Source organism: Aquisalimonas sp. 2447 (assembly GCF_012044895.1).
Classification (GTDB): domain Bacteria; phylum Pseudomonadota; class Gammaproteobacteria; order Nitrococcales; family Aquisalimonadaceae; genus Aquisalimonas.
Genome location: NZ_CP050695.1, coordinates 1,661,558 through 1,686,014 on the forward strand (window position 1 = coordinate 1,661,558; position 24,457 = coordinate 1,686,014).

23 protein-coding genes, 1 tRNA gene and 1 pseudogene are annotated in these 24,457 nt (G+C 65.3%); 13 read left to right on the top strand and 12 right to left on the bottom strand.

Features of this window, described 5'->3' with window-relative positions; genetic code table 11:
• Positions 1 to 2: 2 nt before the first annotated feature.
• Positions 3 to 755 carry an NRDE family protein gene (locus KU884_RS07815; RefSeq protein WP_167782127.1) on the top strand — a complete coding sequence of 251 codons (753 nt, stop codon included), beginning with the start codon at positions 3 to 5 and terminating at the stop codon, positions 753 to 755.
• Positions 756 to 759: 4 nt separating this feature from the next.
• Here the strand turns inward: KU884_RS07815 and KU884_RS07820 are convergent, their stop codons facing one another.
• A complete protein-coding gene (locus KU884_RS07820) occupies positions 760 to 1,410 on the bottom strand; it encodes a pentapeptide repeat-containing protein (RefSeq protein ID WP_167782128.1) in 651 nt (216 codons plus the stop codon).
• An 18-nt stretch (positions 1,411 to 1,428) separates the two neighbouring features.
• Positions 1,429 to 1,731: pseudogene (locus KU884_RS19280) on the bottom strand (hypothetical protein); the annotation flags it as partial.
• Between KU884_RS19280 and adk the strand changes: the two are divergent.
• From adk to pdxH, 3 genes are all read left to right on the top strand, one after another.
• Positions 1,721 to 2,377 carry an adenylate kinase gene (adk, locus tag KU884_RS07825; RefSeq protein ID WP_167782129.1) on the top strand — a complete coding sequence of 219 codons (657 nt, stop codon included), beginning with the start codon at positions 1,721 to 1,723 and terminating at the stop codon, positions 2,375 to 2,377. The pseudogene KU884_RS19280 and the gene adk overlap by 11 nt on opposite strands.
• Positions 2,378 to 2,538: 161 nt before the next feature.
• A complete protein-coding gene (locus KU884_RS07830; protein WP_167782130.1) occupies positions 2,539 to 3,972 on the top strand; it encodes a nodulation protein NfeD in 1,434 nt (477 codons plus the stop codon).
• Positions 3,969 to 4,559, top strand: coding sequence for a pyridoxamine 5'-phosphate oxidase (pdxH, locus tag KU884_RS07835; RefSeq protein ID WP_167782131.1), 591 nt, complete (start codon positions 3,969 to 3,971; stop codon positions 4,557 to 4,559). The genes KU884_RS07830 and pdxH overlap by 4 nt, the downstream gene beginning before the upstream one ends.
• On the opposite strand, the gene KU884_RS07840 is transcribed toward pdxH, so the two are convergent.
• On the bottom strand, positions 4,541 to 5,731 hold the full coding sequence (locus KU884_RS07840) for an MFS transporter (protein ID WP_167782132.1): 1,191 nt from the start codon (positions 5,729 to 5,731) through the stop codon (positions 4,541 to 4,543). The two genes, pdxH and KU884_RS07840, sit on opposite strands and share 19 nt — an antisense overlap.
• A gap of 37 nt (positions 5,732 to 5,768) precedes the next feature.
• Positions 5,769 to 7,004, bottom strand: coding sequence for a hypothetical protein (locus tag KU884_RS07845; protein WP_167782133.1), 1,236 nt, complete (start codon positions 7,002 to 7,004; stop codon positions 5,769 to 5,771).
• 393 nt (positions 7,005 to 7,397) lie between these two features.
• On the opposite strand from KU884_RS07845, the gene KU884_RS07850 reads away from it, so the two are divergent.
• Positions 7,398 to 7,712 (top strand): H-NS family nucleoid-associated regulatory protein, encoded by a 315-nt coding sequence (locus tag KU884_RS07850; protein WP_167782134.1) that lies wholly within the window; start codon positions 7,398 to 7,400, stop codon positions 7,710 to 7,712.
• A gap of 72 nt (positions 7,713 to 7,784) precedes the next feature.
• Here KU884_RS07850 and KU884_RS07855 read toward each other — a convergent pair whose 3' ends face one another.
• Entirely contained in the window at positions 7,785 to 8,558 is a 774-nt protein-coding gene (locus KU884_RS07855) for an ABC transporter permease (protein ID WP_167782135.1), read from the bottom strand.
• Positions 8,559 to 8,586: 28 nt separating this feature from the next.
• Entirely contained in the window at positions 8,587 to 9,555 is a 969-nt protein-coding gene (locus tag KU884_RS07860; protein ID WP_167782136.1) for an ABC transporter ATP-binding protein, read from the bottom strand.
• A 344-nt stretch (positions 9,556 to 9,899) separates the two neighbouring features.
• Between KU884_RS07860 and KU884_RS07865 the strand changes: the two genes are divergently transcribed.
• Positions 9,900 to 10,481: a hypothetical protein gene (locus KU884_RS07865; RefSeq protein ID WP_254432209.1), complete on the top strand. Its 582-nt coding sequence runs from the start codon at positions 9,900 to 9,902 to the stop codon at positions 10,479 to 10,481.
• A 148-nt stretch (positions 10,482 to 10,629) separates the two neighbouring features.
• Positions 10,630 to 11,592 carry a glutathione S-transferase family protein gene (locus tag KU884_RS07870; protein ID WP_167782137.1) on the top strand — a complete coding sequence of 321 codons (963 nt, stop codon included), beginning with the start codon at positions 10,630 to 10,632 and terminating at the stop codon, positions 11,590 to 11,592.
• A gap of 78 nt (positions 11,593 to 11,670) precedes the next feature.
• On the opposite strand, the gene KU884_RS07875 is transcribed toward KU884_RS07870, so the two are convergent.
• Both KU884_RS07875 and xseA read right to left on the bottom strand, forming a co-directional pair.
• Positions 11,671 to 12,504: a peptidoglycan DD-metalloendopeptidase family protein gene (locus KU884_RS07875; protein ID WP_167782138.1), complete on the bottom strand. Its 834-nt coding sequence runs from the start codon at positions 12,502 to 12,504 to the stop codon at positions 11,671 to 11,673.
• Entirely contained in the window at positions 12,501 to 13,880 is a 1,380-nt protein-coding gene (gene xseA, locus KU884_RS07880) for an exodeoxyribonuclease VII large subunit (protein WP_167782139.1), read from the bottom strand. Before xseA ends, KU884_RS07875 begins: the two co-directional genes overlap by 4 nt.
• Positions 13,881 to 14,010: 130 nt before the next feature.
• Here xseA and guaB point away from each other — a divergent pair, with 130 nt between their 5' ends.
• The 3 genes from guaB (at position 14,011) to tadA (ending at position 17,609) form a co-directional block, all read left to right on the top strand.
• Positions 14,011 to 15,474 (top strand): IMP dehydrogenase, encoded by a 1,464-nt coding sequence (guaB, locus tag KU884_RS07885; RefSeq protein WP_167782140.1) that lies wholly within the window; start codon positions 14,011 to 14,013, stop codon positions 15,472 to 15,474.
• Between the two features lie 64 nt (positions 15,475 to 15,538).
• The gene (guaA, locus tag KU884_RS07890) at positions 15,539 to 17,116 is read left to right on the top strand and encodes a glutamine-hydrolyzing GMP synthase (RefSeq protein ID WP_167782141.1); all 1,578 of its coding nucleotides are present in this window, start codon (positions 15,539 to 15,541) and stop codon (positions 17,114 to 17,116) included.
• Between the two features lie 13 nt (positions 17,117 to 17,129).
• Positions 17,130 to 17,609, top strand: a complete 480-nt coding sequence (gene tadA / locus KU884_RS07895) for a tRNA adenosine(34) deaminase TadA (protein WP_167782142.1) — start codon at positions 17,130 to 17,132, stop codon at positions 17,607 to 17,609.
• A 30-nt stretch (positions 17,610 to 17,639) separates the two neighbouring features.
• Here tadA and mltF read toward each other — a convergent pair whose 3' ends face one another.
• The gene (gene mltF / locus KU884_RS07900; RefSeq protein ID WP_167782143.1) at positions 17,640 to 19,121 is read right to left on the bottom strand and encodes a membrane-bound lytic murein transglycosylase MltF; all 1,482 of its coding nucleotides are present in this window, start codon (positions 19,119 to 19,121) and stop codon (positions 17,640 to 17,642) included.
• Between the two features lie 84 nt (positions 19,122 to 19,205).
• Here mltF and KU884_RS07905 point away from each other — a divergent pair.
• The 3 genes from KU884_RS07905 (at position 19,206) to KU884_RS07915 (ending at position 21,552) form a co-directional block, all read left to right on the top strand.
• Positions 19,206 to 19,293, top strand: a tRNA-Ser gene (locus KU884_RS07905).
• A gap of 447 nt (positions 19,294 to 19,740) precedes the next feature.
• Positions 19,741 to 20,493: a DUF3750 domain-containing protein gene (locus tag KU884_RS07910; protein WP_167782144.1), complete on the top strand. Its 753-nt coding sequence runs from the start codon at positions 19,741 to 19,743 to the stop codon at positions 20,491 to 20,493.
• 72 nt (positions 20,494 to 20,565) lie between these two features.
• Positions 20,566 to 21,552, top strand: a complete 987-nt coding sequence (locus KU884_RS07915) for an NAD(P)/FAD-dependent oxidoreductase (RefSeq protein WP_167782145.1) — start codon at positions 20,566 to 20,568, stop codon at positions 21,550 to 21,552.
• Between the two features lie 10 nt (positions 21,553 to 21,562).
• Here the strand turns inward: KU884_RS07915 and KU884_RS07920 are convergent, their stop codons facing one another.
• The 3 genes from KU884_RS07920 to KU884_RS07930 are packed head-to-tail and all read right to left on the bottom strand — an operon-like array spanning position 21,563 to position 24,454.
• The gene (locus KU884_RS07920; protein WP_167782146.1) at positions 21,563 to 22,414 is read right to left on the bottom strand and encodes a DUF3299 domain-containing protein; all 852 of its coding nucleotides are present in this window, start codon (positions 22,412 to 22,414) and stop codon (positions 21,563 to 21,565) included.
• Between the two features lie 32 nt (positions 22,415 to 22,446).
• A complete protein-coding gene (locus KU884_RS07925; protein ID WP_217351445.1) occupies positions 22,447 to 23,805 on the bottom strand; it encodes an ABC transporter permease in 1,359 nt (452 codons plus the stop codon).
• The gene (locus tag KU884_RS07930) at positions 23,798 to 24,454 is read right to left on the bottom strand and encodes an ABC transporter ATP-binding protein (RefSeq protein ID WP_167782147.1); all 657 of its coding nucleotides are present in this window, start codon (positions 24,452 to 24,454) and stop codon (positions 23,798 to 23,800) included. The genes KU884_RS07925 and KU884_RS07930 overlap by 8 nt, the downstream gene beginning before the upstream one ends.
• Positions 24,455 to 24,457 lie beyond the last annotated feature (3 nt).

Here is a 24,457-nt window from a genome sequence, read left to right on the forward strand (position 1 = left end):
TCATGTGCCTGGTGGTCCTTGCCCTGGATGCGCACCCCGACTATCCGCTGATCCTGGTGGGCAATCGGGACGAGTTCCATCACCGCCCCACAGAGGCCATGCACTGGTGGTCGCGGTCGCCGATCCTTGCCGGCCGCGACCTGACGGCCGGCGGCACCTGGCTGGGGGTGACCCGTACCGGCCGGGTTGCCACCGTGACCAACTACCGCGACCCCGATCCGCCGAAGGATGACGCCCTGTCCCGGGGTCAACTGGTCGTGGATGCGTTGCAGGCCAGTGACATGCAGGCATTCGGCGATGGCCTGGCCACCGGCGGCCACCGTTACAACGGTTTCAACCTGCTCTGGGGCGAGCCGGGGCGGTTCTATTATTTTTCCAATCAGGACGGCCCTGTCCGGCAGCTGGCGCCCGGCTTGCACGGTCTCAGCAACGGTCTGCTGGACACGCCGTGGCCGAAACTACTGCGGTTGCGTCAGGCGGTGGGTGAGATGCTCGCCTCCGGGGGGGCGGTGACCACCGAGGCGTTGCTGACGCCGTTCATGGATCGGCGTCCCGCCGACGATTCCAGCCTTCCGGACACGGGAGTCCCGAGGGACTGGGAGCGCATGCTTTCCAGCCCCTTCATCATCAGCCAGGCATACGGTACGCGCGCCTCCACCGCCGTCCTGGTCGCCGCATCGGGTGCCGTTTCGGTGCGTGAGCAGAGCTTTGGCGTCGACGGCACCCTGACCGGCGATCAGCTCTTCGAGTGGTGATCGCTCACCCGCACTCGCCGACGCTGCGTGGCCGGCAGTGACTCCGGTCCACCCAGGTGGCATTGCCCAGGCGCGCCTCGTCGAAGACCGTGCCGCGGATGGACGCATTGCGCAGATCGGCACGCTCCAGGTTGGCTCCGGTGAAGTCGGCCCCGGACAGTGCAGCGCCATCGAGATTGGCTCCCTTCAGGTTGGCACCGCGGAGGTCGGCGTCTTCCAGGTTGACCTGTTCCAGGTTGGCGTCGGAGAGGTCGGCGCCCTGCAGTCGCGCACCCTCCATGTTGGCCCGGGCAAAGCGGGCACCGCTGGCGGTGGCGTCAGTGAAGTCGGCACCGCGCAGGCGGGCGTTGTAGAAGCTGCCGTCATCCACCTCCGCATTGACGAATCGGGCGGCCGTCAAATCGGCGGAATCCAGCCGCCCTTCGCGCAGGTTGGCACCAGTGAAGTCGACTTCCGGCAGGCTGGAGGAGACGAATCGCGCGCCCTGCAGGTTGGCACCGTTGAAGCGGGCGCGCGGCAGGCGGGATGCGCCGAAGTCCGTCCGACGCAGATTGGCATCGGTGAAATCCGCTTCATCCAGGGACGCGTCGGTGATCACTGCCCGCTCCAGCGTTGCATTCTGCAGCTGCGCGCCACTGAGGTCGATGCGGCGCATCAGTGCCCGGCTGAGGTCCGTCTCGGCAAGTTCGGCCCCGCGTTTGTCGCAGCCCGACCAATTAACGCCTGCCGCGGGCTCCGCGTTGCAGTCGGCATGGGCGGGTGATACGCTCAGTGCCGAAAAAATAACCAGCCCGAGGCCCGTCAGCCACCGGCGGACGCGCCCCGGGCGCAGCGCAACAGACACCCGCCGTCGGCCAGGTTGCCACCAGACATTGTTCCGCAGGCTGCTGGATGCGCCGTGGTCCGATCGCCCTGGTTGCTGGGGCGGGAGGCAGGATTCTTTTCTGTGAGGAGGCTTGAGAGTCATGCGTATCATTCTATTGGGCCCGCCCGGCGCGGGCAAAGGCACGCAGGCCGGCTACATCTGCGAACATTTCGGGATTCCCCAGATTTCCACCGGCGACATGCTGCGTGCGGCGGTCAAGGAGGGCACTCCCCTGGGCAAGGAAGCGGAGAAGATCATGAGCTCCGGCGGCTTGGTGTCGGATGATATCATCCTGGGCGTGGTCAAGGAGCGCATTGCCAAGCAGGATTGCGCCAACGGCTTTCTCTTCGACGGCTTCCCCCGCACCATTGGCCAGGCCGAAGCGGTCAAGGATGAAGGCATCAAGCTCGACTACGTGGTGGAAATCCAGGTGGAAGACGAGGAAATCGTCCAGCGCATGAGCGGGCGCCGGGTCCACTCGGGCTCGGGACGTGTCTACCACGTCCAGCACAACCCCCCGAAGGTTGAAGGCAGGGACGACGAAACCGGGGAGGAGCTCGTGCAGCGCGAAGACGACCAGGAAGCCACCGTGCGCAAGCGTCTGGATGTCTATCACGAGCAGACCCGCCCGCTGGTGGACTACTACCGGAAGCTTGCTGACAGTGGTGAGCCGGCGGCCCCCCGTTATGTGGACGTGAACGGCCTGGGTGACGTTGAGGACGTCCGGGAGCGTATTCTCTCCTCCCTCAAGGGCTGATCCCTGACCGGTCCGCCCGTCCGGGGCGGGCCGTTGTTCCCCGCTCCCTCGGGCAAATCCGCAAACGTCGTGGCGTCGCCAGGGCTGCTGCGGTATGTTGGGTAAATGCCGCGGACTGACTCGTGCGGCAACCCACTCACGCGAAGCCTTGATCGGGTGTCATGAAACGTCTCCTCGCACTTGTCCTCGTTACCCTGCTCGCTGTGGCGGCAGGGCGCGCCGAAGAGCCGCCCGGCGGTTACGTCCTGGAAGTCCGCGGCGCCATCGGGCCAGCCACCGTCGACTACGTCACCCGTGGCATCGACCGTGCCGCCGAGCGCGGGGCGAAGCTCGTGATTCTGCGCATGAACACCCCGGGTGGTCTGGACAACTCCATGCGCGACATCATCGAGGCCATCGTCGAGTCGCCGGTGCCGGTGGCGACCTATGTTTCTCCCAGCGGCTCCCGGGCGACCAGTGCCGGCACTTACATCATGTACGGCTCCCATGTGGCCGCCATGGCGCCGGGGACCACCATTGGTGCGGCGACACCGGTGCAGATGGGGGGCATGCCGGAGGTGGACGAAGAGGACGCCCGCGACGAGGACGACGGGGCGGACAACGGTGGAAACGGCAACAACGACGACAATGGCAACAACGACGACGAGGCCGGGAACAACGGCAACAATGACGCGCCCCAGCCCGGCTCGGCCATGGAACGCAAGATGATCAATGACGCCGTGTCGTACATCCGTTCCCTGGCGGAGATGCGCGGGCGCAATGCCGACTGGGCCGAGAAGGCGGTGCGTGAGGCCGCGAGCATCGGTTCCAGCGAGGCCCTGGAGCTCAACGTCATCGATGTCCTTGCCAGCGATATGGATGACCTGCTCAGCCAGATCGACGGCATGGAAGTGGAGACCCAGGCAGGGCCCGTGACCCTGGAGATGGAAGGGCTGAGCCTGGAGTACCTGGAGCCCGACTGGCGGAACGAACTACTGTCCGTGATCACCAATCCCAACGTCGCCTATATCCTGATGCTCATCGGCATTTACGGGATTATCTTCGAACTGGCCAACCCCGGTGCCATCGTGCCCGGGGTGCTCGGCAGCATCAGTCTGCTACTGGCGCTGTTCGCCTTCCAGGCCCTGCCCATCAACTATGCGGGCCTGGGGCTGATGCTGCTGGGGGCGGCTTTCATTGTCGGCGAGGCGTTCATGCCCAGCTTTGGCGTTCTCGGCATCGGCGGCATTGCTGCATTCGTCCTCGGTTCCCTGCTGCTGGTGGACACCGGGGTGGAGGCCTATGAACTGTCCCTGGAGGTCATTCTCGGTGTCTCTGCCGTGAGCTTCGTGGTGATCTTCGGCATTGCCACCATGGCCGTGCGCGCCCACCGGCGCCGTGTGGCATCCGGCGTCGAGCAGATGAGCGGTGAGCGCGCGGAGGCGGCAACGGATTTCCGCGATGGCCGTGGCAAAGTGCGGCTGCTGGGTGAGGTCTGGAATGCGGAACTGGAAGGCGGGGGCGAGGTGCGCAAGGATGACCGTGTGCGGGTGGTCGCCGTCGAGGGCCTGAAAGTGCGGGTGACCGCCATTGAATCCGGGAGGATAGAGCAGTGAGTCTCAAAGACGATGCCATCGAGCGCTTTCAGGGCTGGTTTGAGCAGGCCCGGACCAACGAGGGTATTGCCGAGGCTACCGCCATGACGCTGTCCACCGTAAGCCCGGACGGCCAGCCGGCAGCCCGGACCGTGCTTCTGAAGGCAGTCGATGCCGATGGTTTCGTCTTCTACACGAACCGGCGCAGCCGCAAGGGCCAGCATCTCAGCGCCACGCCGCGGGCCGGGTTGTGCTTTTTGTGGCCGCCTCTGGGGCTGCAGGTGCTGGTGGAAGGGGTGGTGAGTGACGTTAGTGACGCCGAAGCGGATGCCTACTTCGCTTCCCGTCCCCGGCTGAGTCAGATCGGTGCCTGGGCGTCGTACCAGTCGGAGCCGCTGGATTCGCCGGAGACCCTGGCCCACCGTGTCGAGCAGCTGGAGCAGCAGTATGCGGGGCGGACCATCCCGCGCCCGCCCCACTGGTCAGGCTACCGGGTGGCGCCCACGCTGATGGAATTCTGGTCCGCCGGCGATGGCCGGCTGCATCGCCGCGAGCGCTACGAGGCGGATGCCGAAGGCCAGTGGCACCACTACTTCGTGAATCCCTGAGCGAGTCCGTCGATTTGGCCTAGCCGCCGCAGGCCCGGCAGGCCCGCGGCGATGAGCGCAGCGGTCAGGAGCAGGGTGGGCATGAGCCCGAACTGTTCCGCCAGTGCGGCCCCTGCCAGTGGCCCGATCAGAAGCCCCACTGCGAATGCCAGGTTGAATACCGCGTAGGCGACCGCGTAGGACTGCCCCTCGTGGCGGTCCACGCGTGCTGCGAGACCCGGCAGGGCAGGCCCGAGTACCAGTGCGCAGAACAGCCCTGTGGCGATGAACAGGGGAGCCGTCCACCAGGCACCGGGAGCCAGGGCGAACAGCGGCAGGATCAGGATCAGCGGTGCCGCACCCCGACGGATCGTCGCCACAGCACCCCACTGGTCGGCACTGTGGCCTGCCAGGGGCGAAGCAAGACCGAACGCCATGGCGATCAGCCCGAACAGCACACCGATGGTGCCGGCGCTGCTGCCGAAGCGCTGTTCCAGGAACAGTGGCAAGGTAGGCTCCAGCAACCCCATGACGGCAGCCACGGCAGCGACGACGATGGCCAGGCCGATAACGCCGGGATCGGCGAGCAGGCGGCCCGGGTGGGCATGTGGTACCGAGTGTCCGGGGTGGAGGCGGACGAGAACGAGGGCGGCGGCGACCGTCAGGGCGAAAGCCACCATTGCCGGCAACACGAAGGCAGCCGCCACGCCGAACCAGTCGCTGACGAAGCCCCCCAGGGGTGGGCCCGCCATCAGGCCCACGGCGAACCCTGTCATGACCAGCCCCATGGTGCGGCCACGCTCCCGTGCCGGCCACTGGTCGGCGATAATGGCCAGCCCTGCGGTCCAGGTGGCGCCGGACGTGGCACCCTGAAGTGTGCGTGCAACCACCATCGCCGTGAAGCTCTCGGCCAGCAGAAACAGCACCAGGACCAGGGCCAGGCCGCCGATGCCGGCGATCAACGGGACACGGTAACCCCAGCGCCGGATGCCCAGGCCGATCAGCGGTGTCGCAACACAAAGGCCGAAGGCGTAACTGCCGAGCAGGACGCCGGCGGCGGTTTGCCCGAATTCGAACTCCGCGCCGAGCTGCGGCAGCATCGGCACCACCAGCCCGTAAACCAGCGTATCCAGTGACACGCCGGCGACAATGATGGCCAACAGCGCCTGGCGCAGCCCCGGCGTCATGGTCATGGTGTCCGGCCTCCGGTGGGCGGCAGCAATGTACCCATCAGTGGCCGGTGCCCATGGCCTCCGGCCACGGCACCAGCTGGCTGCCGTCCGGAGAATGCAGGAGGTCGCCGGGCTGGATCAGCTCCAGTTCGATGCCGCAGGCGGTGGCCTGTTCCCGCCAGTGCTCGCGAATCCGTTGAATCGATTCCGGTGCCAGTGGGTACTGGTTGGCGAAATAGAGCACCTGGCCGTCCGCCGAGCGGGCCAGTACCGTATAGGCCACTGGCCCCATGCCGGGTCGGCTGTGTTCCGTCAGGCTGAGGCCAGCGACGTTGTCCCAGTCGTCCACGGCGGTCACCACCTCGTTCACCTCCTGGGTATCGCCTGGCATCGCGGCCATTCGCGCCGCTGACAGGGCGCGGTCGATATCGTCGGCGTCGAGCTCGGCGGTGTGTTCCACGATGTGAAGCTGCAACCCATGGGCGGCCAGGCCCGCGGTGTACTGGCGCTGAAGTTGCTGGAAGCGGGCGTACCCGGTGGCCGGGTCATCGTGTTCGGGGTGTTCCGCGCGCCACTGGCCGAAGGTCAGGAAACGCGCGAACGCTTCGCCACCATCCACGAGGAACAGGTTGCCTTCCGGCAAGGTCACCCGCGCAGGCGGCCGGTTGGTGAACAGCGCCGCCTCCAGGAGCTCCCACAGACCGCCCAGTTCGGCGTTCTCGAGCTGGATCTTCATCAGCGCGCAGAGATCGTTGAATGTTGCGAAGGACAGGTTCAACGCCTTGATGCCGAAACTGTCCTGAATCAGCTGTCCGGTCTTCAGCGAAGCCCGCCCTTTTTCCAGCAGGGTTTTTTCCAGACGGGCACCAAGTTCGTCCATGGCCTCGGGTTCGCCCAGGAACAGAAACGGAATTGCCAGTAGTGGGCCCGCGCCAGGCCGGCATTCCGGGGCGATGGCGGGAATCGGAAACTCCGCGCCCTGAGTGCCGATGGCCATGACCTGGGGCTGGAAGCGGGTGTCCGGCAGGCTCCGGCGGTAGAGTTCCGAGAGAATATCCACCATGGGCAGGCCGGGGCGCAGGACCTCGGTGAGATCGTAGAGGCCGCCGAGGGTGACGAAGCCGTACTCCTGGAGCGGGCCGAGAATCCGCTGCAGGTCTTCTGCCAGCGCCCAGCACAGCCGGTCGGCTTCCTCCCACGCCAGGGGCCCCGGGGGGCGAGCTCCCTGTGAGACGGCTTCCAGATCGAGTTCCACGGTGAGTACCGCCGGCACAGATGCCACCTGGTTTTGCATGGGACCTCCGGGCATGCGCGAATTGTTCAGCGATTCCCTGCTTGCGAAAAGGGCAGTAAGGGGGCGCGAGTATACCTGATCGGGAAGGGTGCGTGTGCGCTACCCAATCTCAGCCAATTTCTGGTGCGGGTTGCCTCCGAAACGCGGGCAGGAAACGCGAGTTTCGCAAAAGGATTGATAACGAAACAGTTTTGCACTATCTTTTTGCGCAATCGTGTTCTCGCGGAATACAACCGCGGATGCCCAGCACAAGTACGCTGAATGAGGCACGATTGATTCGTGCGCGACGGACTGTTTCTTCGCGGAAACAATGGAAACGGGAACCCGAACACTGCTTCGTTGTCAGCGAACGGGTGGCCGTTACTGGCACAACTTTAAGGTACAGGAGTCGAGATGGACTTAACCAAGCACAGCACCCCGGAACTCAATCAGCTGAAGAAGGATATCGACAAGGAGCTGAAAAAGCGGCGCCGGCAGGACGTCAAGGAAGCGCAGAAAGAACTGAAGCAGGTGGCTGAGAAGTATGGGCTGGCTGTTACCGAACTCGTCCCGGGCGGGGCGACCAAGTCCGGGGCCAAGGCGGGGGTGGTTCGCTTTCGGCATCCGGAGGATCCCGCCAAGGGCTGGTCCGGTCGTGGGCGCAAGCCGGCCTGGATCAAGGAATGGGAGGCCAAGGGTCGTTCGCTGGAGGATCTGCGCGTCGACTGAGTCGTTCGCCGTTCAGCGTTTTCAGGAACGTTTGAAGAATCCCTCCCGGAGCCCGCGCCATTGGCGCGGGCTTTATCCTCGTAGCCCGACACCACGGTGCAGCAGGACCAGGCTCAGCCCGCCGAGAAGGAGGATGAACAGGCCGATAATCGCATAGGCAAACCAGATGTTAATGTCTGACGTGCCGAGAAATCCATAACGAAACGCGTTGATCATGTAGAGAATCGGGTTCGCCATGGACACTCCCTGCCAGAACTCTGGCAGCATGCCGATGGAGTAGAAAACCCCGCCGAGATAAGTCAAGGGGGTGAGGACAAATGTGGGGATGATGGCGATATCATCGAACTTCTTCGCGAAAACCGCGTTGAGGAACCCACCCAGCGAGAATAGAACCGACGTCAGGAAAACCACCGAGATGATCACCAGCACACTATGGATCTGCAGTGTGGTAAAGAAGCTCGCCACGATGGTGACAATCAAGCCGGTGAGCAAGCCGCGAGCCACACCCCCGGAGATGTATCCCAGAAGAATGATAATGCTCGGCGTCGGGGAGACCATTAACTCTTCAATGTGGCGCTGGAACTTGGCGCCGAAAAACGAGGACACCACGTTGCCGTAGGAATTGGTGATCACCGCGATCATGATGATCCCGGGCACGATGAAATCCATGTAGGTGTAGCCATCCATGGGACCGATCCGCGGCCCGATCAGATTGCCGAAGATCACGAAGTACAGCGACATGGTGATCGCCGGCGGGAGCAGGGTCTGTGCCCAGATGCGGAGGAAGCGGTGCACTTCCTTGTGGGCGATGGTCTGCAGGGCAACCAGGGACTGCTTCCAGTACATGAAAAAGGGAACCTCTGGAGGTGGTGACTCAGGCGCTTTCCGATTCCGATTCCGGTTGCGGCCGGGTCTCGTGCCCAGCGTCGGAGCTGCCAGTCTCGACCAGCCGAAGGAACAGTTCCTCCAGCCGGTTGGCCTTGTTGCGCATGCTGACCACGGTGATACCCCGCTCGCCCAGCGCGGCGAACAGGTCGGTGAGCGACTGCTCGCTGGTGACCTCGACCTCCAGCCGCTGACGGTCCAGGTGTTCAATGGTGTAGCCGGGAATGTCGTGTGCACGCTGCAGCGGACCAGTGGCATCGAGGATGAAGGCATGGGTGTTGAGGCGATTGAGCAGTGCCTGGGTGCCCGTGTTCTCGATGATCCGCCCCTCGTCGATGATGGCGATACGCTCGCAGAGCGTCTCTGCCTCCTCGAGATAGTGCGTGGTCAGGATGATGGTGGTGCCGCGCTGGTTGATGTCCCGCAGGAACTCCCACATGGAACGACGCAGTTCGATGTCCACTCCCGCGGTGGGCTCGTCGAGGATCAGCAGCGGCGGCTCGTGAACCAGAGCGCGGGCAATCATGAGGCGGCGTTTCATGCCACCGGAGAGCGTCCTGGCGGCGTCCTTGCGCTTGTCCCAGAGTCCCAGCTTGCGCAAGTAGCGCTCGGCGCGCTGGCGGGCACGAGAGCGTGGAATGCCGTAGTATCCCGCCTGGTTGAGCACGATCTGCTCCACCGTCTCGAAGCCGTTGAAGTTGAACTCCTGGGGCACCAGGCCGAGCCGGGTCTTCGCCTCCCAGGGGTGGCGCGCCAGATCATGGCCGAAGATCTCGATGCGGCCGCCGGTGGCCGTCACCAGTGTACTGATGATGCCGATCAGCGTGGACTTGCCGGCCCCGTTGGGGCCCAGAAGGCCGAAGAAGTCGCCTTCACCAACGCCCAGACTGACGTCTCGCAGTGCGGTGACGCCGCCTTTGTAGGTCTTGTCCAGGTGCTGCACGGAAAGTGCGCTCATGATGCTGTTGCTGACCTTTCAGGAAGCATTGCCGCTGATGCCCCGGGGGCGGATTGGACCAGGTGGCGGCGGACACGCCCCGGTTCCGGAGCGGGAACCTGGCTGGAGAGGCGCGTAGGATAGCCGCCCCGACGGCGCAGCGGCAAGGCCGCCTGCTCCCGGGAAGAGACCCGGAGCAAAAAAATCATGCGGTCTGATGGAACCTGCAGGATTCTCAGGCGTCACACCCCCTGAGTAGCCGCTGATCGTGCCGAAGTTTGACACGCTTCTATAACTGGCTGCTAAGCTTTAAAACTTTACGCGAGACTGGCCACACTAGGCCGCAATTGGGAGAAAGCCTGACTATGCGAACTCAGATGATTGGAACCGGGGCGCTGCGAGCCCTCGTTGCTGTTGCTGCACTTGCCTTTACCGGCAGTGCGGTGGCGCAGCTTGAAGGGGGTCAAGGTGGCCAGGAAGGCGGCCCGCAGATGGAGCTCCAGCAGATCCAGCAGCGGCTGGCGGAAGTTCAGCAGCAGGCGCTCGAGGACAACCCCGGTCTGGAGGCTCAGCGCGATGAGCTGGAGGATCTGGTGGTCCGCAAGATGGAAGAGGCCGGTTATGATCCGGACTCCAGCATGGAAACCCTGGAGAACGTCCAGGGCCAGATCCAGGACGAGAGCCTGTCCGACGAGGAGCGCCAGCAGATGCTGCAGGAAGCCCAGCAGGCGCAGCAGGATCTTCAGGAAGCGCAACAGGTCGCCATGCAGGATGACGAAGTCGTGGAGGCACAGCAGGCCTTCCAGGACGATCTCATGGATGCCATGCGGGACATCGAGCCCGACACCGATGAAATGATCGAAGACTTCCAGCGCATTCAGGAAGAAATGCAGGGAGGCATGGGTGGCCAAGGCGGCCAGGGCGGCGGCGGTATGGCACCCCAGTAACCCTCACCGTGCTCTTCGAGACCCGGGTCAGGCGTTGCCGGCCCGGGTTTTTTTTGCCTGTCGGTGTCGCTGAGCCTTCCCGGGGTTGAAAAAGTCCGAAATCGGACTATCCTGTTGGTGAACATTCACCGAGCAGGAGCAACAGGCAATGGGTGGTCGACTGATCGACGGGCAATGGTATACGCAGGGTTACGAGCCGGACAACAAGGGGCGATTCGTGCGCCAGGAGTCCGTGTTCAGGGAGCGCACCGTGGACGCCCCCGGCGAACGCTTCCGCCCGGAGGCGCAGCGGTACCACTTGTATGTTTCCTACGCCTGTCCCTGGGCGCACCGGATTCTGATCATGCGGCGGCTCAAGGGGCTGGAGTCGGCTATTTCCGTCTCCGTGGTGCACCCGCTGATGCTGGATGACGGTTGGGAATTCCGGGACTACCCCGGCAGCACCGGGGATCCCGTGCACCAGGCGCGGTATCTGCGGGATGTCTATGTGGCTGCGGATTCCGCCTTCACGGGACGGGTGACCGTGCCGCTGTTGTGGGATCGCCGCGAGGGCACCATCGTCAACAATGAATCCCGTGAGCTATTGCGGATGCTGGACCACGACTGGAACGCGGTGGCCACCGATGCGACGGACTTTGCGCCGGCAAACCTGATCGACGCGGTGGATCACACCATCGATGCCATCTACGAGCCGGTGAACAATGGCGTGTACAAGTGCGGCTTCGCCCAGTCCCAGGAGGCCTACGACGAGGCCGCCGACGCCCTCTACGCGGCCCTGGATCACTGGGACACGGTGCTGGGCGAGCAGCGATTCCTTTGCGGTGACCGCGTCACCGAGGCGGACATCTGCCTGTTCACCACGCTGGTCCGGTTCGACCCGGTGTACTCGGTGCATTTCAAGTGCTCCCAGCGCCGGATCATGGATTACCCGAACCTGCTGAACTACCTCCGGGATCTCTACCAGCGTCCGGCGTTCCGTGAAACCACCAACATGGATCATATCCGGCAGCACTATTACCGCAGCCACGGCTTCATCAACCCCACCGGTATCGTGGCCCGTGCGCCGATGGTGGATCTGGACGCCCCTCACGGTCGGGAACGCTTTGGCTGACCAGCCAGAGGCCCCGGGAGCCGCCCGGCGGCTCCGGGGCGCAACGGTCTGGTAACGGCCACGGGCGGGCAAGGGGACTCAGTCGGCTTCGTTGAAGTCGGCGTCTTCGCCTTCGACAAACAGCAGGGGGTCCACCGCCTCGCCATTGAGGTAGACCGTCCAGTGCAGGTGCGGACCGGTGACCCGGCCCGTGGCGCCCACGGTGCCGATGCGCTCGCCCCGTTCCACGCGGTCACCGTTGGCCACGTCGATGTCCTGCATGTGGCAGTACATGGTCACGAAGCCGCCGCCATGGTCGACAAAGACGGTCTTGCCGTTGAAGAAATATTCCCCGGTCTCGATGACCTCGCCGCTGGCTGCCGAGCCGATGGGAGTCCCCGGATCGTTGGCGATGTCCAGTCCGTTGTGCGGGTTACGCGGCTGATCGTTGAAATAGCGCCGCAGGCCGAAGGGGCTGGTAAACCGCCCCTCCACCGGGAGCTCCAGCTGCAGGCTCGCCGGCTCGCCGTCACTGCGGGTATCCCGGGCTCTCTGGATCTCCGCGTGTTCCCTGCGGATGCGCTCAAGGGTCTCTTCGCCGGGACTGACCTGTTCGTCGTCGTCCAGGGTGATGCGCTGCTCGGCGTACTCGCGGTGTTCGATGGTGAATTCCACGGCCCCGTCTTCGATGTGGACTGCGGTGGTGCCGGTTTCTGCATCCAGTCCAATCCCCACCACCGCGTGCCAGTGCCCCTGGTGATCCACCACCAGGACCGGACGCTCGTCATGGTGGGCGGTGGGCCGCGCTTCGTCGGATGGCGTCCCCAGGTCGACCACGGCGACACCCCCGGGGACCGGCCGGTGCTCGGGCACGGTGGCGAGGAGATGTCCCGGGATCAGCCCCAGTACCAGGGCCAGGATCATGGCTCTCATGGCGATGCGTCCTCGTCGTGGATGGCTTCAACACGGCATTCCAGTCGACCCTGTGCCAGCCGCGCGGTCAATGGATCGCCGGGTTGTACATCGCCGGCGTTGCGGACCACGGCGCCGTTGTCGGGTCGCTGGATGATTGCGTAACCGCGGCTGACGGTGGCCAGCGGGCTGACCGTCTCCAGGGTGCGGGCCAGGGCCCCCAGGCGCTCCCGACGGCGCTGGAGTTCACGTCGCTGCGCGCCTTCCAGGCGCTGTTGCAGTTCCCGGGTCCGTTCCACGCCCTGGCGGATGGCCCATCGGGGGGAACCTGTGTAAAGCCGCTGGCGTGCCTGACCCAGACGCGTGCGGCGAAGGTGCTGGCCGGTCCGCCACGCCTGGCGCAGGCGTCCGTCGAGCTCGTCCAGGCGCTGCGCGTGATCGCGCAGGCGTCGCCCGGGATGCTGCTGTCGCAGCCGGGTGAGCAGGTGGTCGAGGCGCTGTCTGGCGCTGCCCAGGTGCTGCTGCTGGAGCCAGGTGAGGCGGTCCGACAGCGCCTGAAACTGGCGCCGCCAGGCGGCGCCGTCGGGACTGAGCAGCTCGGCGGCGGCGGACGGGGTCGGTGCGCGCTGGTCGGCAACCAGGTCGGCGATGGTGACATCCACCTCGTGGCCGACACCGCTGACCACCGGGATGGGGCAGGCCGCAATCGCCCGCGCCAGGGCCTCGTCGTTGAATGGCCATAGATCCTCCAGTGAGCCACCGCCGCGGGTGACCAGCAAGACGTCGGCATCGCCGCGCCGGGCAGCCTTCTCAAGCATCTGCCTGATTTCCGAGGCGGCATCCCGTCCCTGCACCGGCACCGGATAGATCATGACGGGGAGCGCCGGAAAGCGGCGCGCCAGGACTTGGAGGACGTCCCGGATAGCTGCGCCTGAAGGGGAGGTGATGACTCCAATGCGACGCGGCAGGGCCGGCAGCGGCCGCTTGCGCTCCTCGGCGAACAGGCCTTCGGCCTCCAGCTTGTGCCGCAATTCCTCGAACTGGCGCCGCAGGGCGCCGTCGCCGGCCTCTTCCATGCTTTCGACGATCAGCTGGTAGTCGCCCCGGGGTTCATACAGGCTGATCCGTCCGCGCACCAGCACCTGCTGGCCGTTTTCCGGGGGGAAGCGGACCAGACGATTGCGCTGGCGGAACATGGCGCAGCGGATCTGGGCACGCTGGTCCTTGAGGCTGAAGTACCAGTGTCCGGAGGCGGGTTGTGCCAGGTTCGACAGCTCCCCCTCCACCCAGACCGCCGGCAGTCCGCTCTCCAGGAGTTCGCGCACCTCGCGGTTGAGCCGCGAGACGGTCAGGACCGGCCGTTCATCGGTGTTGTTACGGGATTCGGGCACTTGCATGGCCAATGACTGTTGTCCGTGATGGGCGAATGGCGCACATTTACTCAGTGTTTCCTTTACGCTGCAGCGCAGCGCTTCCTATAATACGCGGCTAACCTCCGCAAGCCGTTCCGAGCCAAGGTGCCCGCCCATGCGAATCGCCCAGGAAGCGCTGACCTTCGATGATGTCCTTCTCCTTCCGGCATATTCCGACGTGTTGCCCCGTGAGGCGGACCTGTCATCACCGCTGACGCGGGACATCCGTGTCAACATTCCGATCGTATCAGCCGCCATGGATACGGTCACCGAGGCCGGGTTCGCCATCACCCTGGCGGAACAGGGTGGCATCGGTATCGTCCACAAGAACATGTCGGTGGACCAACAGGCAGCTCACGTGCGCCGCGTGAAGAAGTTCGAGAGTGGCGTGATCAAGGAGCCGATCACGGTGATGCCGGACAAGTCCATCGCCGAGGTGCTGGAACTCACCCGTCAGCACTCCATCTCGGGCGTGCCGGTGGTGGACAAGGACAGCCGGCTCACCGGTATCGTGACCAGCCGTGACCTGCGCTTCGAGACGCGCACCACGGCGGCGGTGAGTGAGATCATGACCGGTCGGGATCGCCTGGTCACCGTACGCGAAGGTGCCCCCCGGGAGGAGATCCTGGAGCTCATGCATCAGTACCGCATTGAAAAGGTGCTGGTGGTGGATGACGATTTCCGGCTGCGCGGGCTGATTACCGTCAAGGACATCCAGAAGGCCAAGGACTACCCCAATGCCTGCAAGGACGAGCACGGCCGGTTGCGGGTGGGGGCCGCCGTGGGGACTGGGGGTGACACCGAGGAACGCATTGAGGCGCTGTCCCGCGCCGGGGTGGACGTGCTGGTGGTGGATACCGCCCACGGACACTCCAGTGGCGTTCTCGAGCGGGTCAGGTGGGTCAAGCAGCACTATCCCGATGTGCAGGTGATTGGCGGCAACATCGCAACCGGTGACGCGGCGCGGGCGCTGGTTGAGGCCGGGGCGGACGCCGTGAAGGTGGGCATCGGACCGGGCTCCATCTGCACCACCCGGGTGGTGGCCGGGGTCGGTGTGCCGCAGATCAGTGCCGTGTCCAACGTTGCCGCTGCGCTGGAGGGGACCGGCGTGCCGCTGATCGCCGACGGCGGCGTGCGTTATTCCGGCGATCTCGCCAAGGCGGTCGCGGCCGGTGCCCACGCAGTGATGATCGGCGGGCTGTTTGCGGGTACCGAGGAGGCCCCGGGCGAGGTGGAACTGTTCCAGGGGCGCTCGTACAAGTCCTACCGCGGCATGGGTTCCCTGGGTGCCATGGCGCAGGGCTCCAGCGACCGTTACTTCCAGGACCCGTCCGAGGAAGTGGAGAAGCTGGTGCCCGAGGGTATCGAGGGGCGTGTGCCTTACAAGGGCAGCCTCGTGGCCATTGTTCATCAGCTGCTGGGCGGGCTGCGCGCCAGCATGGGCTACACGGGCTGCCACGATATCCAGGAGATGCGTACCCGTCCCGAATTCGTGCGCATTACCAATGCCGGCGTCCGGGAATCCCACGTCCACGACGTGACCATCACCAAGGAAGCGCCCAACTACCGCACCGACTGATCCACCCCGTCGCGCCGCCCAACCGGGCGGCGCGTTCGTTTCGATTCTGCCGTTGGAACCCGTCATGGCCCAGGACATTCACGCTGAACGCATTCTCATTCTCGATTTCGGCTCCCAGTACACCCAGCTCATTGCCCGCCGTGTCCGCGAAGCAGGCGTCTACTGCGAGATCTACGCCTGTGATTGCGATCCGGAGGCAATCCGCACCTTTGCTCCCAGTGGCGTGATTCTCTCGGGCGGGCCTGAATCGGTGACCTTCAGCGAGACGCCTCGCATTCCCGCGCCGGTGTTCGAGCTGGGTGTGCCACTGCTGGGCATCTGCTATGGCATGCAGGCCATGGCGTCGCAGTTGGGTGGCACCGTGCAGCCATCGTCGCACAAGGAATTCGGCTTTGCCCGGGTGCGGGCGCGTGGCCACTCCCGGCTGCTCCGGGACATCGAGGATCACACCACGCCGGAAGGCTACGGCATGCTGGATGTGTGGATGAGCCACGGTGACCGGGTGACCGAACCTCCGGAGGGGTTCAAGTGCATTGCCAGCAACGACGCTGCACCGGTGGCCGGCATCGGCGACGACCAGCGGCTCTGGTACGGCGTGCAGTTCCACCCGGAGGTGACCCATACGGTCCAGGGACAGCGCATTCTGACCCGTTTCGTGCGCGAACTCTGCGGCTGCAGCGGCAACTGGACGCCGGGCAACATTATTGACGACAGCATCGCCCGCATCCGCGAGCAGGTGGGCAGTGACAAGGTGCTCCTGGGTTTGTCGGGCGGGGTGGACTCCTCGGTGGTGGCGGCGCTGCTGCACCGGGCTATCGGTGATCAGCTCACCTGCGTGTTCGTGGACAACGGGCTCTTGCGCCTGGGTGAAGGCGATCATGTCATGGCCACCTTCGCCAGGCACATGGGTGTCAACGTCATCCGCGTGGATGCCGAGAACCGCTTCCTCAAGGCGCTGGCCGGTGTCAGTGATCCGGAGCAGAAGCGCAAGATCATCGGCAACATGTTCATCGACGTGTTCGACGACGAAGCCGAGAAGATCACCGACGTCAGCTGGCTGGCCCAGGGCACCATCTACCCGGACGTGATCGAGTCCGCCGGCGCCGCCACCGGCAAGGCCCACGTCATCAAGTCCCACCACAATGTGGGCGGCCTGCCGGACAAGATGAACCTCAAACTCATCGAGCCCCTGCGGGAGCTGTTCAAGGACGAGGTGCGCCGTATCGGTGTCGAGCTCGGGCTGCCCTACGACATGGTGCACCGTCACCCGTTCCCCGGGCCGGGCCTGGGTGTCCGTATCCTCGGCGAGATCCGCAAGGCGTATACCGACCCGCTGCGCCGGGCCGACGCGATTTTCATCGAGGAGCTGTGGAAGCATGATCTCTACAACAAGGTGAGCCAGGCGTTTGCCGTCTACATGCCGGTGAAGTCCGTGGGCGTTACCGGCGACGGGCGCCGCTACGAGCACGTGATCGCCCTGCGCGCCGTGGAGACCATCGATTTCATGACCGCCCGCTGGGCGCATCTGCCCTACGAGTTCCTGGACCACGTCAGCCGCCGTATCATCAACGAGATCGAAGGCATCTCCCGTGTGGTCTACGACATTTCCGGCAAGCCGCCGGCAACCATCGAGTGGGAATGACGGCGCCGTCCCCATGAGCAGCGGCGTGCAGGCGGAGGATCAGCACGAGCAGGACCGGCACTGGATGGAGCAGGCCCTGCTCGAGGCGCGCCGTGCCGAGGCGGCGGGGGAGGTGCCGGTGGGCGCGGTGCTGGTCCGTGACGGCGGTGTGCTGGCGCGGGGCTGGAATCACCCCATCGGGGCGGCGGACCCCACCGTGCATGCTGAAATCCACGCCCTGCGGGCGGCGTCGTCCCGGGCGGGCAACTACCGGCTCACCGGAACCACGCTGTATGTGACGCTGGAGCCCTGCGTCATGTGTGTCGGCGCCCTGGTGCATGCCCGCGTCGCCCGTCTGGTCTTTGCAGCCAGCGAGCCGCGAACCGGCGCGGTGGAGAGCTGCTTCCGGCTACTGGAGCCCGGGCTGCATAATCATGACGTCATCTGGCAGGGTGGTGTGCTTGCCGAGGAGAGCGCCGAACTCCTGCGTGGATTCTTTCGCTCAAGGCGCTGAAGACAATACCGCACGCAGTCCGGCAATGGCTCAGTGCAATGCCTCCAGGGTCCGTGGCAGCCGGAGATGTCCGGCGTCCCGCGGCTGGAACTGTCGGCGGTGCTCCGGGTTGGCCTCGGGACTAATGCTGAACTGCCCCGGGTCCGTGATCCGGCGCAGCAGCGCATAGTAGCTGCGCACGCCACGAACGTACTGCACGGGCTCCCAGCCGCGGGCGTGGCCGAATCGGGTCTGTTGGTACCATTCGGGCTGCGCCAGCAGTGGCAGATGCTCACGGATGTCGGACCAGCTGTCGGGGTTGGCACCCTCCTGCTCGGTGATCCTGCGGGCATCCTGCAGATGTCCCATGCCCACGTTGTATGATGCGAGTGCCATCCAGGTCCGTGTCGGCTCCTCGATGTCGTCGGACAGGCGCTGCCGCAGGGAAGCGAAGTAGCGGGCGCCACCGCGGATGCTTTCCTCGGGATCCAGGCGATTGCTTACACCGAGCTCAGTGGCGGTACGCTGGGTGAGCATCATCAGTCCGCGGACCCCGGTGGGTGATACGGCTTCCGGGTCCCAGTGGGACTCCTGGTAGCCGATGGCCGCCAACAGGCGCCAGTCCACGCCATACTCCTCGCCCGCCTGCTGGAAAGTGTCCCGGAACTGCGGAAGGCGCTCAGTCACGTGACGCAGGAAAACGCGGGCGCCCACATAGTCGAAACCACTGAGGTAGCCGTAGTATCGCTCGCGGATGTCGGCCAGGGTCGAGTCCTCGCGGATGGTGCCCAGGAACTCTTCGGCGGCTTCATGGAGGCTGGTGTCGCCGTCATCGAGAAACGCCCAGGCCAGCTCCTGGCCTTCGTCGAAGGTGAACGCGACACGCAGCTCCGGGTAGTAGTTCTGATTCAGGGCGAGGGCGTTGGAATCGACGATGGTGTAGTCGATGGCCCGGGTCCAGACATCATAGAGCAGTTCCCGCACGTCGGTTTCGGCGGCGATGTCCCAGGATTGCCGGATGTCGCTATTGGCGAGGTCGCGCAGTTTGTCGGCGGCATGGCTGTTGGCCATGACGCGTACCCGCGCGCCGTGGAAGCCGGCAAGCTCCTGGACAGATTCCGGAGCCGGCTCGCCGCGTCGGTAGATCAAGTGCTGATCCACCTCGGCGTAGGGCGTGCTGTAGTGAAAGAAGGAGCGTCGGCTGTCGACGATGCTTAGGGCCCCGGCGGCAAGGTGGGCACTGCCGGAGGCCAGGGCCTGATACATCTCGGTCTTGTTGCGGGCGATGATCAACCGCAGTTCCACGTCAAGAAAATCGGCGAATCCGCGTGCCAGGTCGTAGTCCATGCCAGCCAGGCCGTCGCCGGTCTCGTAGAGCGTGGTCGGGCCAAGGCGGGTGACCACCACCAGCGTCCCTTCTGTCTGGACCTGCTGCAGCAGGTTCCGCTCCTGCTGCAGCTGTCCGGTCAACGCGAGGCCGCCGATCAGCAGAGCAAGTGTGGCAATCAGGAATCGCAGCAGCAGATGCACCATGAGGCCTTCTTTCCGGAACCGTTGGAGTCTGACCGGAAAACTATTGTAGACTACGCGCCGCGCGACTCACGAGCCGCGTGATGTGGAGAGGTGCCGGAGCGGTCGAACGGGGCGCACTCGAAATGCGTTGGCCCGCAAGGGCCCGGGGGTTCGAATCCCTCCCTCTCCGCCATGTTTTCCAAGGGTTGCCGCAGGCAGCCCTTGGAAAACATGATGACCCCGGGGATTCGAACCCCCGGATGGACAATTCGGTTCGACCGCGCCGCGAGGCGCAGCCCGTTGCCGCGGCAGCGGCAACGACCCGGAGGGCAAGGCGCAGAGCGCCGCAGCAATCCCTCCCTCTCCGCCATGTTTTCCAAGGGTTGCCGCAGGCAGCCCTTGAAAACATGATGACCCCGGGGATTCGAACCCCCGGATGGACAATTCGGTTCGACCGCGCCGCGAGGCGCAGCCCGTTGCCGCGGCAGCGGCAACGACCCGGAGGGCAAGGCGCGGAGCGCCGCAGCAATCCCTCCCTCTCCGCCATGTTTCTCAAGGGTTCCCTACCGACGTCCCGTGCCAAGCCCTTTCTTTCGCGGCCAGAGGCGGATTGTGTCCGCGATAGGGTGAGGTTCAACGTATGCGCTGGCTGATCGGTGTTGGGCTATTCCTGATTGTTCTCCTTGGTGGTCCGGCCTATCTCTATGTGACCGATGCCGCCGGCGTGAACACCGGCTGGCATGAGGCGAACCGGGAAAGCGCCGGCATGGCTCCAGAGCCGGATGCACACCCTGGGGCAGTGGTCCAGGTCTATGCGGCCCGGGCGTTCAGCTGGCGGGGCGTGTTCGCCGTCCACAGCTGGGTTGCGGCCAAGGAGGCGGGTGCGGAGCGCTACCGGGTTTATGAGGTTACCAGTTGGCGGGGCGGTCGGGTGGCTTCGGGCTTCGGTATCCCGGACAGAAACTGGTTCGGAAGCGCGTCCAAGCTGCTGCTGGATCTCCGTGGGGACGAAGCCAGTGCATTGATCCCGCGCATTGCCGACGCTGTTGAACGTTACCCCCACAACGGCGACTACGCTGTCTGGCCAGGCCCCAACAGCAATACCTTCGTGGCCTGGCTGATCCGGGAGGTGTCAGGATTGGATGCAGCCCTGCCACCCACGGCGGTAGGCAAAGACTATCTCTCGGGGGCGTTGTTGGCGCCCATGCCCAGCGGCACCGGCTACCAGGTCTCGGTGAACGGTGTGGCCAGCGTCGGGATCGCCCGCGTCGAAGGCCTTGAAGTGAACATTCTGGGTATGGTGATCGGCGTCGATCCCTTCGGGCTGGCTGTCAAGCTGCCCGGAGTGGGCCATGTCGGGCTGCGTGAAAGCCCGCTGGCGCGTCAACAATGACATGGGCCGTACGGCCGGATTGACGGCGTTGTCACGGTAGCGGAAGCGATATTCGAGAGGAGGCGGTAGCCATTGAGCAAGCCGACGCATGTGGCGGTTATCGGTGCCGGACTGGCCGGGCTGGCCTGCGCCCGACGCCTGCGGGAAGCGGGCATGCAGGTGGCCGTGCTGGAGAAGGCGCGTGGGCCGGGCGGGCGCATGACCACGGCGCGTGGGCCGGATTGGCAGGCCGATCTCGGCGCCCAGTACTTTACTGCCCGCCATCCCGAGTTCGTTGCCGCGGTTGAGGAGTGGTGTCGCCAGGGGGTTGCCGCACCCTGGGATGGTCGTCTGGTCCGGGTCGGCGCCGGCGGCGTGGTGGATGTCGACGATGGCCCGCAGCGCTGGGTGGGGGGGCCGCGCATGAGTGCCGTGACCCGAAACCTGGCCCAGGAACTGGATCTATTGCCGGCCACCCGGGTCACCGGGATTACGGGTGAGCCCGGCGGATGGTGGTTGCAGACCGAGGAGGGACGCTCCGCCGGGGCCTTTCATGCGGTGGTGGTGGCAGTGCCTCCGGCCCAGGCGGTGCCGCTTCTGCAACTGGTGGCGCCGGAATTTGCCGAGCGTGCCGGCGGTGTGGCCATGCGGCCATGCTGGTCGGTGGTGGTCCGCGTGGATGGGGAGGCGCCGGATTTCGACGCCGCCTTCGTGGCGGATGACACGTTGCGCTGGCTGGCCCGGGATGGCAGCAAGCCGGGCCGGGAGCGGTCGGATGTGTGGATTGCCCACGCGGCGGGCGCGTTTTCCGAGGCCCGACTGGAGGATGATGCCGGTTCCGTGGGTCGCGACATGGCGGAGCGGGTGCGGAGCATGACCGGTATTACCGGGCCGACGGAAATACTCCGCTGCCACCGCTGGCGTTACAGCCAGTGCATGGCCCCGTTGGACGACGGCTACCTGCTGGCTGCACAGCAGGGTGTGGGCGTCTGCGGCGACTGGTGCCACGGTTCCCGCGTGGAGGATGCCTGGCTTAGCGGCCATGCACTCGCCGGCGCACTGGTGGACGCAGGGTTGTGATGTCCCGTTGCTACTCCCGGCGCGCGTTCTCCAGCCGGTAGAACAGGCCCATGTCGCTGTTTTCCACCAGCTGCATGTCCCCGGAGAGCACGACCGGATCGAAACTGAATTCCATGGGGCGCTGCGCCTTGACCTCGATGACACTCTCGGGCCCGCCGGGCAGACAGTAGAAACAGCTCGGCGGCGTGCGGCTGACAAGGAAATGCTGCTGTTTCTCGCTGTTGTCCAGCGGCATCATGAACCCCTGGATCTTGACCTCGCGACCGTCCAGCTCCCGCAGTTCGTCACTGAACGTCGGCTCCAGCAGACCGTGGTCGCCCTCGCGGCTGTCCACGCTACCCAGGAGATCCCAGGAGACCGTGCCATCGACGTCGGGCAGTTCGGTGGCTCGCTCCTCCATGTGTTCCAGAGGATGGCCGAAGGCTTCGTCGGTAACATAGACGGTGAGCTGCTTGCTGATGCCGTCGCCGGTGAAGGTCAGGGTGTCCTCGCCGGGGAGGATGGGGCGGAAACGCAGTTCCGCCAGACCATCACCATCGGTTTCCAGGCGGCTGTCGCTGAGTTCATTGCCCACCAGGGAACTGACTTCAAGTTCCGCGGAGGAGACGCGCTCACCGTCGTCATCCTCGAGGGCGATGGCGAGATCGAGAAATTCCTCCCGGGACGTCGTCAGTCCGGCAACTTCGCCGAACTCGTCCATATCCTTCATGTAGACGCGAATGGCTGCACCGCCTTCGCCGCTCCCGTTGCTGACGGCATCGGCCTGAACCGGGGTATTGTCAGCGTCGACGGACTCGGTGTCGTCGCCGCAACCGGTGAGCGCGAGCACGAGGACGGAAACGAAAAGCAATCGCGTACGCATGCGTCACCTGTTTGATTGAGCCGTCCGCGGGGTCAGCGCCCGCGGCTCAGGGTTTCCGCAATGTCGGTGCGGTAGGCCCGGATGGCGGGGATCAGCGCCGCCAGTGCGCCGACGCCCACCGCCATGGCCACCAGCCACAGCTGCTGCGGTACGAAGACCAGGCCTGTCATGTTCAGCTGCTGCGTGTGGCGAAACATCTGCCCCAGTACCTCGGCGGCCAGGTGGCCCAGGAGCAGGCCGAGCAGAGCCCCCGCCAGCGCCAGCAGCACCGCTTCACACATCACGTGGAGGAACAGTTTGCCGCGGGATGCCCCCAGGGCACGCATCAGCGCCAGGTCATAACGGCGATTCTTGAGGGCGTTGTACAGGCCGATGAACACGCCCAGTCCTGCGGCCAGGACCAGCATCCAGCCGAACGCCTGGAGGGTGTTCATGCCCACCCCGAGCATGCGCATCAGACGCGCCGTCTCGTAGGCGGGTGCTGCCGCCTGCAGGGCACCCCGGCTATTGACCACCCGGGGCAGGGTGACGGCGGCCAGTGGCGACTGGTATTGGACCAGCAGGGCGGTCAGCTCGCGCTCGTCGTCGTGCCCATGCTCCGCCGCGGCGTCGTCGCCGTTGTGGTCCTCGTGGTCGTCCTCGTGAACGTGCTCAGGCGCCTCATCCTCGTAGGCGTGTTCACCGCTGTCGGAGTGTTCTTCGTCGTCGTGGTCATGATCATGGTCATGCACCTGCCAGACGCTGGGGACGCTCACCAGGATGAGACGGTCCAGAACCGTGCCCGTGCGCTCGAGCACGCCGGTAATGCGATAGGGGTGATCATCGTGGACCTCGCCGCCGGCGGCGCCATCAGCGGCGATGCCGTGGACGCCGACGAACCTGTCACCCACGCCCAGGTTGGTTCGCTCGGCGGCGTCGGCACCGAGTACGGCTTCCATGTCGTCCTGCCACATTTCACCACGCCGGGGTGTTCCACCGTAATGCGCTGCGTACTGGTGGCTGGTACCGACAATGCGGAAACCCCGGTAGCTGTCACCCAGTGCCAGGGGGATGGTATCCGCCACCAGCGGGTGTTCCCGCACCCAGTTGGCGTCCTGCATGGGAATGTTCCCGGTGGGCGCGTCAATGTGGTAGATGCTGGAGAGAATCAGCTGCATGGGGCTGCCCTTGGCACCGACCACCAGATCGATCCCGGCTGCGTCGCGGCTCAGGCGCTGCTCCATCTGATGGCCGAACAGCAGGAGCACGGTAATGGTAGCGATGCCCAGGGCCAGCAGCAGCAGGTTCAGTGTGGCCGAGAGGGCATTGCGACGCAGGTACGCCAGGCTCAGACGAGCCATGTTCATGCCGCCATGTTTCCCGGCAAGCGCACCTTCTTGCCCATCACGCATGGTGTGCCTCCGTGGTGCCGGCAGGGAGTTCCAGTGTGTGCTCCATGTATTCGCGTACCCGGCCGTCGTGGGTGGCCACGACCAGACCGGCACCGCTGTCCCGGGCCTGCTCGGTGAGCAGCGCCATGACCTGCCGACAGTTGCGGTCGTCCAGAGCCGAGGTGGGCTCGTCCGCCAGAATGGCCAGCGGTTCGTTGACCAGCGCTCGCGCAATGGCCACGCGCTGTGCCTGGCCCTGACTCAGTCGGTGCGGATACTGGTCCGCAAGCTCGTTGATGTCCAGCCGCCCCAACACTGCCCGTATCCGGGCGTCGTCCCGGGGAAGCTCCGCGAAGTAACGGGCCAGTCGCAGGTTGTCCGCAACCGTGAGCGCCCCGATCAGGTGCAGGCTCTGGAACACGAGGCCGATATGCCGCCCCCGGAAGCGATCCAGCGCGCGCTCCCCCATGGTGTGGAGTTCCTGGTCACCGACCACGACCCGGCCGGAGGCGGGCCGAAGCAGCCCGGCCAGGATATGCAGGAACGTGCTCTTGCCGCTGCCGGAAGGGCCGACAATGGCCCAGTGTTCACCGCTCCTGCCCTGCCAGGAGGGCAGGGAGACAGTGCTGCCGTCACGGTAGCGATGGGTGATCCCTTCAAGCGCGAGCATTGA